The sequence below is a fragment of the Brevibacterium moorei genome, assembly GCF_024580735.1.
Taxonomy (GTDB): domain Bacteria; phylum Actinomycetota; class Actinomycetes; order Actinomycetales; family Brevibacteriaceae; genus Brevibacterium; species Brevibacterium moorei.
In genome coordinates this window covers 53,371-68,527 of sequence record NZ_JANIJX010000008.1, presented here as the reverse complement: position 1 = coordinate 68,527, position 15,157 = coordinate 53,371, and the positions used below count along the sequence as shown (strand labels likewise).

General features: G+C 69.7%; 9 protein-coding genes and 1 tRNA gene. 3 read left to right on the top strand and 7 right to left on the bottom strand.

From position 1 onward, the window contains the following. Positions 1 to 204: 204 nt before the first annotated feature. Entirely contained in the window at positions 205 to 1,995 is a 1,791-nt protein-coding gene (locus NQ034_RS07360; RefSeq protein WP_257047985.1) for a phosphatase PAP2 family protein, read from the top strand. Positions 1,996 to 2,073: 78 nt separating this feature from the next. Here NQ034_RS07360 and NQ034_RS07355 read toward each other — a convergent pair whose 3' ends face one another. From NQ034_RS07355 to NQ034_RS07345, 3 genes are read right to left on the bottom strand one after another with little or no spacing between them, the layout of a single operon-like run. Further along, the gene (locus NQ034_RS07355) at positions 2,074 to 3,294 is read right to left on the bottom strand and encodes an acyl-CoA dehydrogenase family protein (RefSeq protein ID WP_257047983.1); all 1,221 of its coding nucleotides are present in this window, start codon (positions 3,292 to 3,294) and stop codon (positions 2,074 to 2,076) included. A gap of 2 nt (positions 3,295 to 3,296) precedes the next feature. Then, on the bottom strand, positions 3,297 to 5,318 hold the full coding sequence (locus NQ034_RS07350; RefSeq protein ID WP_257047982.1) for an ATP-binding protein: 2,022 nt from the start codon (positions 5,316 to 5,318) through the stop codon (positions 3,297 to 3,299). A 5-nt stretch (positions 5,319 to 5,323) separates the two neighbouring features. Further along, positions 5,324 to 6,943, bottom strand: a complete 1,620-nt coding sequence (locus NQ034_RS07345; RefSeq protein WP_257047981.1) for a carboxyl transferase domain-containing protein — start codon at positions 6,941 to 6,943, stop codon at positions 5,324 to 5,326. Between the two features lie 153 nt (positions 6,944 to 7,096). Between NQ034_RS07345 and NQ034_RS07340 the strand changes: the two genes are divergently transcribed. After that, positions 7,097 to 8,890: a hypothetical protein gene (locus tag NQ034_RS07340; protein ID WP_257047979.1), complete on the top strand. Its 1,794-nt coding sequence runs from the start codon at positions 7,097 to 7,099 to the stop codon at positions 8,888 to 8,890. A 50-nt stretch (positions 8,891 to 8,940) separates the two neighbouring features. Here the strand turns inward: NQ034_RS07340 and NQ034_RS07335 are convergent, their stop codons facing one another. Next, positions 8,941 to 9,804: a universal stress protein gene (locus NQ034_RS07335; RefSeq protein ID WP_257047977.1), complete on the bottom strand. Its 864-nt coding sequence runs from the start codon at positions 9,802 to 9,804 to the stop codon at positions 8,941 to 8,943. A gap of 122 nt (positions 9,805 to 9,926) precedes the next feature. Next, a tRNA-Thr gene (locus tag NQ034_RS07330) sits at positions 9,927 to 9,999 on the bottom strand. Positions 10,000 to 10,129: 130 nt separating this feature from the next. Between NQ034_RS07330 and NQ034_RS07325 the strand changes: the two genes are divergently transcribed. Then, positions 10,130 to 11,242 carry a M20/M25/M40 family metallo-hydrolase gene (locus NQ034_RS07325; protein ID WP_257047976.1) on the top strand — a complete coding sequence of 371 codons (1,113 nt, stop codon included), beginning with the start codon at positions 10,130 to 10,132 and terminating at the stop codon, positions 11,240 to 11,242. A gap of 30 nt (positions 11,243 to 11,272) precedes the next feature. Here NQ034_RS07325 and NQ034_RS07320 read toward each other — a convergent pair whose 3' ends face one another. Both NQ034_RS07320 and tmk read right to left on the bottom strand, forming a co-directional pair. Further along, positions 11,273 to 12,433: a DNA polymerase III subunit delta' gene (locus NQ034_RS07320; protein ID WP_257047975.1), complete on the bottom strand. Its 1,161-nt coding sequence runs from the start codon at positions 12,431 to 12,433 to the stop codon at positions 11,273 to 11,275. Beyond that, positions 12,430 to 15,141 carry a dTMP kinase gene (tmk, locus tag NQ034_RS16395; protein WP_257047974.1) on the bottom strand — a complete coding sequence of 904 codons (2,712 nt, stop codon included), beginning with the start codon at positions 15,139 to 15,141 and terminating at the stop codon, positions 12,430 to 12,432. Before tmk ends, NQ034_RS07320 begins: the two co-directional genes overlap by 4 nt. Positions 15,142 to 15,157 lie beyond the last annotated feature (16 nt).

The window sequence follows — 15,157 nt, the reverse complement described above, 5'->3', positions numbered from 1 at the left end:
TTCGCATTCCAAGGGGGCGGAAGCGTGCACCCGTGGCAGTCCCGATGCATGGTGATTCCACCACACACAGTATTCCCACGTTATAGTTCACCCGCGGTTCACCTTGTGCTCCCCGTGCGCTTAACCCGCCGGTCGTAGCGTGTCCACGCAGCCGCCGTGCACCGGCCGGCGGGCTGGCCCACTCCCACAGAAGAGGATGCTCATATGCTCACCCCGCACTCGGCCAAACGCATCGCGGCCATCGGAACCACCGTCGGAATCATGTTCGCAGGAACGGCCGTCCCCGCCACTGCCGCCGGACTGGGAACCGCCGCGCCCGGCGACACGCCCTCGCACACGAGCACGGCGACGGACACCGCCACCGCTCCGACGGCCGACGCCACCACTTCGACGAAGGCGCCCACCGCGCCCCCGTCCACAGCCGGGGCCCCGGCCGAGCCCACGGCGAAGGCGGCCAAGGTCGACGAGAACGTCGAACTCATGCGGGAATTCGACGACTACTGGACACCGCTGGTCTACGACGACAGCACCGCCGACACCAAGCGGGAAACCGGCTTCCGTGGCAGCGTAACCGCACACGGTGCCCCGATCCTGGGCGCCAATGACGACCTGTACAAGAAGATCAACACCCGGGCGGCCAAGGACACGGAACAGGCGCACCGCGCGCTGGTCGATGCCGACTACGACTGGAAAGAGACCCTGCCGGACTCGCTCGGACCCGTGCTCGCCGAATACTTCAGCGAGGGCGTCGAAGGCGGCGAACTGGACCGGGCCGCGAAGGCGTTCGACGGAGTTCTGGCCGAGTCGTCGACCGGCGCGGCGAAGCCGTACTTCAACTATCCGCGCCCATTCTTAAGCGACCGTGGCTTCGCGGGGCAGAAGAACGAGAACGACCTGCGTGGGTTGGCCCCCGACCTCGAAACCGCGCGGATCGCCGACTGGACCGACGCCCACGGCAGGAAGCACACCGCCGACTACAACGGCATGGCCGAGGGCATCTCACAGGCGTTCCCATCCGGGCACACCACATTCGCCTATGAGGAGACACTGCTGCTGGCAGTCCTGTTGCCGGAGCTGGGACCCGAGATCGCCACGCGCGGATCGGAAGCCGGCAACAACCGCATCGCGCTCGGCGTGCACTACCCACTCGATGTGATCGGCGGCCGGATCCTGGGCCATGCCCACACCGCGGCGACCCTGGATGCGAAGTACATCGAGAACACGCTGCAGCCGGCCCGCAAACAGCTGGTCGACTACCTGACCGACAGGTGCGAGGCCGACGGCCACGGGGACACTCTGGCCGCGTGCATCACCGCAACCAAGGCCAATGGCACCGGCGGATACGCCAATGCCTTCACCGACGCCGTCGCCACCGTCCCGGTGACCGACCGCAGCAGCGCTCTGCAGGTGTACAGGGAGCGCATGACCTACGGATTCGACCGGGCGACGAGCTATACGGGTGGAACCCGGACCGCGGACGAGGCACCCAGGGTGCCGGCGGGTGCTGCGAACCTCCTGGTCACGACCTTCCCCGAGCTCAACGAGGAACAGCGCACCGCGGTGCTGGCCGCGACCGAGGCCCCGGCCGGCTACCCGCTCGATTCCAGTTCCAGGGGATGGGCCCGGATCGACCTGCCCGCAGCGCAGAGCGCGAAGGTCACGCTCGACGAGGCCGGCACCGTCACGAAGGTCGAGCCCGGCCAGCCGGCGGCCTCGGTGGTGACCGCCGGCCGGCCGAGCGCCTCGACCGAGCCCAGCGATTCGCCCAGTGCGCCCAGTGCGACGACCGCGGCGCCCGCTCCCGGCGGGGACGCAAGCGGGGACGGCGGCTCCGCGGGTGACAACGCCGGCGGTGGCGAGGACACCGGCGCACTGCCCACGACCGGCACCGAACTCGGACTACCGGTGGGCATCGGAGCGGTGCTGGTGATCGGCGGGGCCACGGTACTGCTGACGGTCCGCAGGCGCCGGAACCGGGCCGCCGCGCACCGGTGATACCGGGCAACGCTCATCCAGCGCACCGGTAATACGGGGCGCGGGTAATAGCGTGCGGCGGCCAGGCCCTGCGGCGGGCTACAGGCCCAGCTCCCGGCCGATCAACATCAGCTGCACCTCCGTCGTGCCCTCGCCGATCTCCAGGACCTTCGAGTCCCGGTAGTGGCGGGCGACCGGGGACTCGTTCATGAAGCCGTACCCGCCGTGGACCTGCGTGGCATCGCGCGCATTGTCCATGGCGGCCTCGCCCGCCACCAGCTTCGCAATGGCCGCCTCCGTTTTGAACGGCAGGCCGGCCAGCATCCGCGAGGCCGCCGCATAATAGGCGGCCCGGGCAGTCTGCGTCCGGGCCGCCATCCGCGCGATCTTGAACGACATGCCCTGGTAGTCCCCGATCGGCCGGCCGAAGGCGGTGCGTTCGCGCGCATAGCGCACCGATTCGTCGAGGCAGCCCTGCGCGGCGCCCACTGCGAGCGCGGCCACGGCGATCCTGCCCTCGTCGAGGATCCGCAGGAAGTTCGCGTACCCGCGCCCACGCTGTCCCAGCAGGTTCCCCTCTGGCACGTTGACCCCTGCGAAGGTCAGTGGGTGGGTGTCCGAGGAGTTCCAGCCGACCTTGTCGTAGGCCGGCTCCACGGTGAAGCCGGGGGTGCCGGAGGGCACGATGAGGGTGGAGATCTCCGGGCGCGGGGAGCCGTCGGCTGCGGTGCGGGTGCCGGTGACCGCCGTGACGGTGACGAACTTCGTGATCGAGGTGCCCGAGTTCGTGATGAAGCACTTCGCCCCGTCGATCGTCCACGTGCCGCCGCCGGTGGGTGAACCGGGCGTGCCGTCCTGCCCGCCCGAGCCGGGGGTCAGGACCGCCCGGGTGCGGGTGCCGCCGGCGTCCGAACCGGCCTCGGGCTCGGTCAGTCCGAAGGCCGCCAGGCCGCGCCCGTCGATCACCTGTGGCAACAGTTCGGCGCGCTGTGCGTCCGTGCCGAAGCGGTGGATCGGCATCGCCCCCAATGAGACGCCCGCCTCCAGGGTGATGGCCAGGGACTGGTTGACCCGCGCTAATTCCTCGATCGCCAGGCACAGGGCGAAGTAGTCCCCGCCCATGCCCCCGTACTCCTCCGGGAACGGCAGTCCGAACAGGCCCATATCGCCCATTTTGGCGACCAGTTCGTAGGGGAAGGCGTGTGCCCGGTCCAGTTCGGCGCTGACCGGCGCGACCTCGGCGTCCGCGAAATCGGCGACGGACCTGCGCAGGGACTCGTACTCCTCCGGCAGCATTCCCGGGGTGAAGCTGATGGCCATGACTACTCCTCGCTCTGTGTTTCCGGCACGACCCGTGCCAGTACCTCGTCCAGGGCCACCTGGGCCCCTGGCACCGTCTCGAGTGCCAGCACCCCGTCCACGGGGGCGGTGAGCACGTGTTCCATCTTCATCGCCTCGACCACCAGCAGGGCCTGCCCCGCCGTGACCTGTGCGCCGTCGGCGGCGTGGACGGCGATCACCGAACCCGGCATCGGCGCGGTGAGTTCGGCCCCGACGGTACCCGGATCAAGATTCGCGTCCGCGGTGGGCCGGACGAAGGAATAGACGCCGCGCTCACTCGCCACCCAGATCTGGCGATCGGCGGACCTGGCCCAGATCCGCGCGGTGTGGCGCACCCCGTCGACCGTCATCGACCAGCCGGGGGTGGCCGTCGCAGCGCCGAGGTCCGGGTACGGATAGTCGACCGCCACCGGTTCCCCGGATTCCAGGAGCGGCACCGTGGTGTGCGGCGGGCGGCCCAACCGCCAGCCGGTGGGCCGGTCCCATGCGCCGGCCTTCACCGGAGCGGGCGGGGCGAGTTCCCCGTCCCAGGCGGGATCGGCCCCGGCCCCACCGCCCGTGGACACCACCGCGGCGGCCGCGAACAGGCGGTCGATCGGCCCGGGCGCGTGTTCGAGTTCCGTAGCGGAAAGACCGTCGATGATTTCCGTCGTCAGGTCTCCGGCGCGGACATCGTCCCTGGTCAACAGCTTGCGCAGGAAGTCGATATTGGTCGTGATGCCGGGTATCGCACAGCCGGCGAGCGCGTAGTCCAGCCGAGCCAGGGCGGTGGCGCGGTCGGGGCCGTGGGCGATGACCTTGGCGATCATCGGGTCGTAGGCGGAGACGATCGGCTGGCCCGCACTCAGTCCCGCGTCGACGCGGATGCCGTTGCCCTGGGACTGGGCCGAGGCCCGGGTGAAGGCGGTGGCCGCGGGCAGGCAGACGTCGAGGGCGCGGCCGCCGGTGGGCAGGAAGCCGCGGGCGGGGTCCTCGGCGTAGATGCGCGCCTCGATCGCGTGGCCGTGCAGGTCCACCTGGTCCTGGGTGATGTGCAGGGGTTCGCCTGCGCCGATGAGCAGCATCTGTTCGACCAGGTCCAGGCCGGTGACCTCTTCGGTGACGGGGTGTTCGACCTGGAGGCGGGTGTTCATCTCCATGAAGAAGAACTCTTCGGGCCGATCGGCGCTGAGGATGAATTCGACGGTGCCCGCGCCGCGGTAGCCCACGGCCAGGGCGGTCTGGCGGGCGGCCTCGCCGATTCTGGCGCGGGTGCCGGGGTCGAGCAGGGCCGAGGGTGCTTCTTCGATCACCTTCTGGTGGCGGCGCTGCAGGGAGCATTCGCGTTCGCCCAGGTGGATGACGGTGCCGTGGGAGTCTGCCAGGATCTGCACTTCGATGTGGCGGGGGTGGGCGATGAGGCGTTCAAGGAACAGGGTGTCGTCGCCGAAGCCGGCTGCGGCCTCGCGACGGGCGGCGGCCAGGGCGGGCAGCAGTTCGGCTTCGTGGTGGACGGCGTGCATGCCCTTGCCGCCTCCGCCGGCGGAGGGTTTGATGAGCACGGGCAGGCCGATGTCCATGGCTGCGGCGGCCAGTTGGGCATCGCTCAGCCCGGCCCGGGCCACACCGGGGACCAGGGGGACGCCTCGGGCGGCGACGGCCTGTTTGGCCGCGATCTTGTCCCCCATGGTTTCGATCGCGGTGGAGTCGGGTCCCAGGAACACGATTCCGGCGTCTTCGCAGGCGCGGGCGAAGTCGGCGTTCTCGGACAGGAAGCCGTAGCCGGGGTGGATCGCCTGGGCGCCGGTGGCCCGGGCCGCGGCGATGACCTTGGCGATGTCGAGGTAGGAGTCCTTGGCCGGGGCCGGGCCGAGGCGCACGGCGAGGTCCGCGGCCCGGGTGTGGGCGGCCTCGGCGTCGGCGTCGGAGTAGACGGCGACGGTGCGCACGCCCAGGCGGCGGCAGGTGGTGATGACGCGCAGGGCGATTTCCCCGCGGTTGGCGATGAGCACTGTGTGGAACATGGCGGTCACATCCTGAAGATGCCGTAGCCGGGGGCGTTGCCCGGTCTGGTCAGTGGGGTGTGGCGGCAGGCTTCGAGCGCCAGGGCCAGGACCTGGCGGGTCTGGGCGGGTTCGATGATGCCGTCGTCCCAGAGTCGGGCGGTCGAGTAGTAGGGGTCGCCCTGGTGTTCGTACTGGTCGAGGGTGGGTTGGCGCAGGGCGGCCTCGGCGGCGGGGTCGAGGGTTTCGCCGCGGGCTTCCAGTTGGGCGCGTTTGACGGTGGTGAGCACTCCGGCGGCCTGTTCCCCGCCCATCACGGAGATCCGGGCGTGGGGCCAGATCCACAGGAAGCGGGGGTCGTAGGCGCGCCCGCACATGGCGTAGTTGCCCGCGCCGAAGGATCCGCCGATGATGACGGTGAGTTTGGGGACGCGTGCGCAGGCCACGGCGTTGACCATTTTGGCGCCGTGTTTGGCGATACCGCCGGCTTCGTAGTCGCGGCCGACCATGAAGCCGGTGATGTTCTGCAGGAAGATCAGCGGGGTGTCGCGCTGATCGCACAGTTGGATGAAGTGGGCGCCCTTGAGTGCGGATTCGCCGAACAGCACGCCGTTGTTGGCCACGATTCCCACGGGGTGGCCGTCCAGGTGGGCGAAGCCGGTGACCAGGGTGGTGCCGTATTCGGCTTTGAATTCGTGGAAGCTACTGCCGTCGACCAGGCGGGCGATGACCTCGCGCACGTCGTAGGGGGTTTTCAGGTCGGCGGGGACGACGGCGGTGAGTTCCTCCGGATCGGCCGCCGGGGGCTGCGGGGTGGTGCGCTGCCAGGCGGGGGCGTCCTGGGGCGCCAGGGTGGAGACGATGTCGCGCATGATCTCCAGTGCGTGTCCGTCGTTCGCCGCCAGGTGGTCGGTGACGCCGGAGACGCGCGAGTGCAGGGCGCCGCCGCCCAGGTCCTCGGCAGTGACGTCCTCGCCGGTGGCGGCCTTGACCAGGGGCGGGCCGCCGAGGAAGATCGTGCCCTGGTCGCCCACGATGATGGTCTCGTCGCTCATCGCGGGGACGTAGGCGCCGCCGGCGGTGCACGAGCCCAGGACCGCGGCCAGCTGGGGGACGCCGGCGGCCGACAGGGTGGCTTGGTTGTAGAAGATCCGGCCGAAGTGGTCCCGGTCGGGGAACACTTCGTCCTGGTTGGGCAGGTTCGCTCCGCCTGAGTCGACCAGGTAGATGCACGGCAGCCGGTTGGCCAGGGCCACTTCCTGGGCGCGCAGGTGCTTCTTGACGGTCATCGGGTAGTAGGTCCCGCCCTTGACGGTAGCGTCATTGGCCACGATCACGCAGATCCGCCCGGCGACCCGGCCCAGCCCGGTGATGATGCCGGCGCCCGGTGAGGCGTCTGCGTACATTCCGTTGGCGGCCAGTGGGCTCAGTTCAAGGAAGGGCGCGCCGGGATCCAACAGCCGTTCCACGCGCTCGCGCGGGAGGAGTTTGCCGCGGTCCAGATGGCGCTGCCGCGACCGTTCGCCGCCGCCGCGCGCGGTGGCCTCCAGGCGTGTGCGCAGTGCTTCGATGAGTGTGGTGTGGGCGGCCCGCCTGGCCTTGACGGCCGGATCGTGGGTGTCCACCGATGTCCCCAGGGTCTTCATTGACTCTCCTGTACGAGGGTGTGTCCAGGTATGTGCAGGGGCCCGTGCCTGTCGTGCGGTGGGCTCCTGGTCCCGAGTCTAGGCCAGTTCGTCGGGAGACGACCGATACCGCTGCCAACAGCACACAGGAGACGAGCACATAAAGTTGGATATATGCGTTCATCCAGCGGCCTCCTGCGTCAGATACTCGCGAATCGTATCCGCAGCGCGCTTATTCCACTGGCCGCCTCGCTCATCGTCATGGTGTTGCTGGCCCTGCTCTACATTCCGCTGACCACGTTCCGGGCCGATGCGAAGATCCGCAACGATGCCCGTGACCAGGCGGCCGCCGCGGCCGGGCACACTCAGCAGGCCGGCCGGGATGGCGGGAACGGCACCGGCGGAAAGGACCACGCGGCCGGGCACTACCGGGTCGCGGTGGGCATCGACGATGAACAGCGGGAGCTGTCCACCATGGATGCGAAGCCCCAGTGGAGGAATTTCTCCCAGACCTTCGCGGATAAGCTGAAGGCCCAGCCGGCGGGCAGGACCGAGGTCACCGTCGTCAAGCCGAAGCAGACCAGGAAGCTGGTGGCCGATGGCAGTGTGGCCGCCGCGCTCGTCTTCCCCAAGGGCTTTACCGACACGATGACGGAGACGATCGACCGAGTCTCTCGACAAGAACGTTATCCGCAGGCCTACACGCACCATATGGACCTGCTGGCCGGGCCGGATGCCCGAGCCGAGGACGGCTTCGACCTGGATGCGTATCGGAAGGACACAATCGCCCCGGCCCTGCGGGAGAGCCAGAAGGAAATCCGCCTGATCGCGCTGAAATGGGATTGTGCCGGCGTCATCGACAAGCCGAACGTCGAATGCAAGGCCGACCGGACGGCCCGCTACAACGCCTTCGAACAGGCCTATGACTTCACGGTGAAGAAGGTCGCAGGGCCGGCGCGTGCGAATACGGGTCCCAGCGCGGACGCCGCTGTCGTGGCCGGCGGGCACAGAGCGGCACCCACAAGCGGCACGACGACATCCGGCACCGAAACGTCCGATACCGTAACGCCCGGTGCGCAGGGACAGGACGGCGAACCGATCACCGTCTCGCCCGAGCAGCACGCCGACTCGCTCACGCTGGCCTTCCGCAGCGCCCTACCGCTGCTGCTCGTGGCCGGTGCGCTGACCGCGGGCTTCGCCTCGGCCTGGCTGGTGCGCCGTAGGGTCCGCCGCACATACGGTGGGTACGAGGCCGCCCCCGACGCCTCCGAGCCCGAACACGAAACCGCCCCCGGTGCTCTCGAAGCGGGGCATGAGTCCGGTCCGGCCACCCGCGAACTGGCAGCAGTCGACGCGCGGGTCGACACACAGGTCGATCCGCGTACCGCGTTCGGCGCCAAACAGCTGCTGAGCCTGGGCACGGTCGGCATCCTCACCCTCGCCCTGCTGGGGGTGTGGGCTCTGCTGGGCTATCTGGGCAATTGGTCCGGGGGCTTCGCGAACACCGGCGGACAACTGCTGGGCGGTTTCACCCCGCTCATCGCCTCACTCCTGTGCGTGATCGTGTGCCTGGTGGTCGCCACGCTCACGGCCTGGTCGGTGCTGGCCATCGACGCGGTGTTCGGGCGAACCATCGGAGGGTTCCTCAGTATCAGCCTGGTCATGTGCGCACTCAGCAGTGCCTTCGGCATCCTGCCGCTGGTGCCCGGCTGGTGGTTCATCGAGCAGATCACCTCCGACCAGTTCCCACGGAACCTCCTGGGATCGTTCCCCCATGGACACTTCGGGTGGCGGACCCTGAGCACCGTAGTGTCCGCGACGACCGGCGGCTTCTCGCTCTCCGCCTACCGCGCGGTGGCGGTGCCGGGTCTGGTCTACGCCTGCGTGGCATTGCTGGTGGTCAACGCGGTGACCAGGGCCTGGCTGGGACACCTGGTGCGTCGGCCCCGCCGCAACCCCCGTCACTGAGCGGGCTGCACATCCCAGCGCGCCGACGCCTGGGATGTGCAGGGATCGCCTCAGCGGACCTCGCGCCGGGTCTCCAAACGTCGGTCCTCGCGGTACGGCACGAACAGCACGCTGGAGCGCGCATCGCGCAACACAGCGGCCGAGGTCCGCCCCAGCTGTACCCGCATGCTCTCGAACAGCCCCATACCGCGCTTTCCGACGGCCAGCCCGGAGGCCTCATCGCCGGCCTCGACCAGCACCTCGGCGGGCGTGCGGCCCGCGGCCGGCACGTATTCGTGCACGATCACGGCGCCGGGGACCTCCGCGCGCAACCAGGCCAGGTCGAATTCGACCTGCGTGGCGACCAGATCGCCGGGTTCGTCCTCGCGGATCACCGTCAGCACCCGCAGCGGCACGCCGAGCACCCGGGCGTAGATCGCGGCATCGATGGTCGCGATCGCGGAGTACACCGAGGTGTCCAAGCCGACGACCACCGGCTTGCGGTCGCGCGGATGGCCGTCGGGAACCTCGGATTCGGCCTTCTGCCCGGGCGTCTGCCGCAGGATCAGCACACTGCACAGAGCATGCCCGGGGATACCGGCCGCCACGGTGCCCAGACGGCCGGGCTCGGCCTCGTCCTTGCCGTGTTCGCCCAACACCAGGAGGGTCGCATCCGCGGCCAGGTCGACCAGCACCTCGGCCGGATCGCCGGTGGTGGCCAGGGTGGTGAAGACCGCTTCAGGGGCGTGTGTGGAGAGTTCGTCGGCCAGCTCCTCGAGCCGGGCGTCGGCCCGCTCCAGCTGGGATTCGTCGACCACCGCGACCAACCGGACTTCGATCCCGGTGGACCTGGCGTCCTTCATTGCCCACCAGGCGGCCTCCCGCGATGCCTGCGATCCGTCGATTCCGACGACGATGAACTTGCCGTTGCCCACGGACAGCCTCCCGGTTACGCCTTTGCACTATGCAGCAGAGCACTACGCAACAGATCCTAACAGGCGCCGGCACGACAGAACCCCGACACCATGGAATCATGGTGCCGGGGTTCGGATTGCCGAGCCGCTTGTGAGAATCGAACTCACGACCTTCTCATTACGAGTGAGACGCTCTGCCGACTGAGCTAAAGCGGCAACGCAGATAACTCTATCGGCTCAGCTGCCTCCAGGTCAAAGCTGCGAATTGAGATGTCGACCACAGGCGAGTCGGGCGCAGCGCGCCGGGGCCATGCCCCACCGACGCAGTGCCCCGTAGACTGGACGAATGGACCTCGAGCTCTTCCTCTCCCAGTTCAAGACCCTGGTCGAATGCGAATCCCCCACCTCGGACCCCGCAGCACTGTCGCGCTCCGCCCATCTGGTGGCACGTGTGGGCGCCTCGCTGCTGGGTGCCGCGCCCCGGGTCCTGACCCCCGGCGACGCCCCACACCTGCTCTGGCGCTTCGGCTCGGGCCCGCGCAGTGTCGTACTGATCGGTCACCACGACACGGTCTGGCCGCTGGGCACACTGGCGCGCATTCCCTTCTCGATTCGCGCCGGTGTGGTCCGAGGCCCCGGTACCGACGATATGAAGGGCGGGGACCTCATCGCCCTGCACGCCCTGGCCGCCGTACGCGCGAACCGCGGGAACCTGGACGGGGTCAGCCTGCTCATCACCGGCGATGAGGAGATCGGCTCGGTGTCCTCGCGCGGCATCATCGAGGCCGAGGCCGCCGGCGCAGAGGCCGCACTCGTGTTCGAAAGCGGCGAAGGCCACCGGGAGGGCGCGGTGAAGACCGGTCGCAAGGGCGTTGCCCTGTACCGGTTGGAGATCACCGGTCGGGCCTCCCACGCCGGTGTCGAACCGGAGAAGGGCATCAACGCCACCACCGAGGTCGCCGCCCAGGTGCTGCGCATCGCCGCCCTGGACCGGCAGACGGCCGACGGCACCTCGGTCACCCCCACCGTCATGACCTCGGGGACGACCACGAACACCATTCCCGCGCAGGCCTCCGTCGCAATCGACTCGCGCGCGCAGACCGCGCACGAACAGGTGCTGGTCGACCGCCTGCTGCACGGGCTGCGCCCGGAGATCCCCGGGGCCGGGCTGGAACTCTACGGCGGGATCAACCGGCCCCCGCTGGAGCGTGCCCTGGCCCTGCCCCTGTTCAAACGCGCCGCAAGGATCGCAGGGGAACTGGGGCATCCGGCCCTGGCCGAGGTCGAGGTGGGCGGCGGCTCCGACGGGAACTTCACCGCGGGCCTGGGCGTGCCGACCCTGGACGGGCTGGGCACGGTGGGCGGCGGTTCGCACGCCGACACCGAACACGCGCTGATCGAGTGGATCCCGCGCCGCGTCGAACTGGTCGCCCACCTGGTCGACCAGCTGCTGGGCTGAGCTCCGCACACCTGCGCGGGGACGGGCGGGTCAGTCCACGCTGAGCCAGGGATTCGACAGGCCGATGAAGGCCGCCTCCATGATCAGCAGCGGAGCGGTGTTCGTCTGCAGTCGGCGGCGCGCCAGGCCGAGCACGTCGATGCGCTTGAGGGTGGACTCGGCGTCCCCGTCCTGGGCAAGTTTGCGAATCCGCTCCTCCGAGCCCAGGTTGATCCAGCCATCGGTGCGCCCCAGCTGGAACAGCAGCACATCGCGGTAGAGCGACAGCAACTCCAGCAGCATCGCATCGAGTTCATCGCTGCGGGCGCGGGCGTCCCTGCGCTTCTGTTCCTCTTCGAGGCGCTTGACCTGGGCGCGCAGGGCCGGAGGCGCCGGTTTACCCTCCTCCACCCCCAGGGTGGTCAACAGCCGGGAGCGTTCCTGTGCGTTGCGCTCCGCGGTCCGCGCTGCCGCGCGTTCCTGAGCCAGGTCGACCATCTTGGCGGCCAGGCGCACGGTCGCGCCCACGGACTTCAACCGCCCGGGGATGCCCAGCACGTGTTCGCGGTCCAGCGCCGCGTCCTGGTCCCTGGCCAGGTACCGGGCCCGGCCGATGTGGTTCTGCGCCGCGGCGGCCGCCCACCGTGCCCGCTCCGGATCGACGCCGTCGCGTGACACCAGCAGATCCGCGATCGCCTGGACCGGGGGAATGCGCAGATTGACATTGCGACAGCGCGATCTGATGGTCGTCAGCACATCCTCGGGACTGGGCGCGCACAGGATCCACACGGTGGCCGGCGGCGGTTCCTCAATGGATTTGAGCAACACGTTCGAGGTGCGCTCCGTCATCCTGTCCGCGTCCTCGATGATCATCACGCGCCAATCGGCGTTGACCGGTGCCGTCTGGGCGGTGCCCACCAGTTCGCGCACCTCGTCGATCGTGATGAGCGCCTTCTGCGTGGACATGACGGTCATCGATTCGTGTGTCCCGGCCAGGGCCCGGCGCGCGGCGGGCGTATCCGCGGCACCCTCGTCCGGGGTGAGCAGGGCCGCTGCGAAGGCGCGCGCAGCATTCGACCGACCGGATCCCGGTGGGCCAGTGATGAGCCAGGCGTGGGTCATCCCCGCGCTACCGGTGGCCGCGGCGTGCGCGGCGTGGGACAGCACGTCGATCGCAGCGGACTGGCCGACGAGTTCACCCCAGACGCTCACTGACGGTCACCGTCTTCGCGCGTGTTCTTGGCCTGCTGCTGGCGCAGCTTCGCCTGGCGCAGTCGTTCCCTGGCCTGCCGTTCGATCTGCGCCTGCGCGCGCAGCCGGCTGGAATCGAAGCGGGGCCGCAGCGCCGTGGTGGGCGCCTCCTCCGGCTCTTCCGGGGCCGGGGCCTCCCCCGCCTGCTGCGCGGGTTCGGGCTCCGCCTCCTCCGGCTCCACATCCACCGGGCCCGCGTCTGCCGGGTCCACATCCACCGGCTCATCGGCCCCGTCCGGTTCCCCGGATTCGGACCCCGCCGCGCGCTCTCCCCGTTCCATAATGCGGTCAGTGGCCACCTGCGAGGCCCAGTGGACCTCTTCGGGGTCCATGCCCTCGCGCAGGAACTCCGGCAGATAGTCGTCGTCCGGATCCCGTTCGACTTCACCCTCGAGCTCGTCGACCTCGGCTTCGAGGTCCTCGAGTTCGACGTCGGAGTCCAGGTCCTCGATCTCCTCGTCGACCTCCGTGGTTTCAGAATCGGTTTCAGACCCGGCCCCGGAATCGGTTTCGGAACCTGTTTCGGTCACCTGCTCGGAGTCCGGCTCCGGCTCCGCGGCGTCATCGCCGAGCGGGACGGGAGCCTCGTAATCGGCGATCCGGGCCGCGATGAGCGGGTCCAGGGCACCCACCACATCGGCGGCGACCTCCTCGACACCGCGCGTCCCGTCGATCACGACATAGCGCTGCGGGTCGGCCTGGGCCAGTTCCCGGAAGGCCCGGCGCACGCGTGTGCGGAAGTCGTCGGCCTCGCGGTCGAAGTGGTTCTCCTCCCCGCGTTCGGCAGTCCGCTTGCCCGCCGCCGCCAGATCCGCGTCGATGAGCACGGTCAGATCGGGCCGGAGCCCCAGGGTGGCCCACTCCGAGAGCCCCGCGATGTCCTCGGCGGACAGTTCCCGGCCCGCGGCCTGATAGGCGATGGAGGAATCCGTGTAGCGATCGCCGAGCACCACCGCCCCACGTTCCAGGGCAGGACGCACCAGGGAGGCCACGTGGTCGGCCCGGTCGGCTGCGTAGAGCAGTGCCTCCGCCCGCGGAGCCACCGGATCCCCACCCTGCACGACCTGCCGGATCTGCACCCCGGCCGGGGTCCCGCCCGGTTCACGGGTGGATACGACATCGTCCAGTCCGTTGTCCTTGAGGTGCTGGGCCAGCAAGCGCAGCTGGGTCGTCTTGCCCGAACCGTCGATCCCCTCGAAGGTGATGAAGACACCGGGATGTTCCGGAGCCGCCGTACCTGCGGAGGGACCCGCAGCGGGCCCGGCCGCCGACCCCGCGGCCGAGTCTGCAGAGGACCCGTGCCCGGCCGACAGCACGGTGGTCGCCGCGTCCTCGGCGGAATCGGCGGTGTCATCGACACCCGCCTCCCCTGTCTTCTGTGCAGCGGCCTGCGCCACCGCCGTGCGCAACGGGGTGAAGGCGTGGACCAGGTCCACGCCGATCCCCCGGATGCCCTGCGGGGCGAAGGTGAACAGGGCGATGACGCCGGCAACGATCGCGGCCAGGCCCAGCAGGATGTGCGTGCCCATCGCCGGGGTCATGCTCCAGGTGAAGTCCGCATTGAAGGCCACGTCGAAACGCGGCAGCAGGGCCGCCAGCACCAGGCCCAGCAGGCCACCGGCGGCCAAGCCGTAGCGGCGGCTGATCGGGTAGGGCTGGGCGCGCAGCCCCACCCCCACACAGAATGCGGCGAGGAAGCTCATCAGCACCAGGCCGGAGAGCTCGGTCAGCACGCCGGTGCCGACACCGGCCAGGCCGGCCGCCACCAGTGCCAACGATGTCAGACGCGGACGCGACATGCCCGGTGCGAAGGTCGGCCCGACCTCGTAGCCGGATGCCCAACCGCCCAGGATCGCCAGAACCGCCAGGGCGAAGCCGGCCAGCCCGTATCCGTTCTCCGTGACCACCGGCAGGGCCAGCACCAGGCCCGCGGCAAGCAGGGCGACCAACAGATGGCAGACCCAGGGATTGGCGATGTCAACGGGCGCGCGGGTGCCGGGCAGGGCCTGGCGCGTGTTGATCGCAGCAGTGGGCTGGGGCAGATCCGCAGGGTTCACGTCCGGGGACAGGAACACCAGGAGCGAACCAGCCAATACGCCGAGGGCACCGAGCGCCAGCAGCCACGACAGCGTGCCGGCCGCTGCACCGGTGCCGACCGCCAGCTGGGCGATGGCCAGGACGAACAGGCTGACGCCCACGCCGATCCCGGCAGTGCGCCACGGCTTGCGATGCAGCTGGGGGACGTGCCGGGTCACCGCCGCCAACAGCGCGCCGAGCAGCAGGCAGGCCGTCCAGCCCAGCCAGGCGCTGGGCACGAAGGCGAAGACCCCGGCGACCACGCCGGTGGCGGCGCCCAAGCCGGTCAGCACCTTCGAACGCACCGCCGGCAGCATCTGTTCGAAGACCTTCTGTGGCACGATGAAGCCCACGCTGAGCACGACGGCTGCGATCAGCAGCCACCAGGTGCCGGTGGAGAAGTCGAATCCGCCGGAGGTCTGCGCATGCCAGACCCCGCCCAGTCGCGCCGGCCACAGCACCCCTGAGATCCCTATCATTCCGCCGATGCAATAGCACAGCGCGGCCGTCGTCACGACGACGAGCCAGGAGCTGGTCTCCAGTACAAGATGGCCCAGGGTCGTGCGCTTCACCGGTGGCTCTAAAGTACTCACGACTCCAAGCCTACTT

Coding starts and splice junctions, on each gene's coding strand:
- NQ034_RS07360 (WP_257047985.1), top strand. CDS start 205: ATGCTCACCCCGCACTCGGCCAAACGCATCGCGGCCATCGGAACCACC.
- NQ034_RS07355 (WP_257047983.1), bottom strand. CDS start 3,294: ATGGCCATCAGCTTCACCCCGGGAATGCTGCCGGAGGAGTACGAGTCC.
- NQ034_RS07350 (WP_257047982.1), bottom strand. CDS start 5,318: ATGTTCCACACAGTGCTCATCGCCAACCGCGGGGAAATCGCCCTGCGC.
- NQ034_RS07345 (WP_257047981.1), bottom strand. CDS start 6,943: ATGAAGACCCTGGGGACATCGGTGGACACCCACGATCCGGCCGTCAAG.
- NQ034_RS07340 (WP_257047979.1), top strand. CDS start 7,097: ATGCGTTCATCCAGCGGCCTCCTGCGTCAGATACTCGCGAATCGTATC.
- NQ034_RS07325 (WP_257047976.1), top strand. CDS start 10,130: ATGGACCTCGAGCTCTTCCTCTCCCAGTTCAAGACCCTGGTCGAATGC.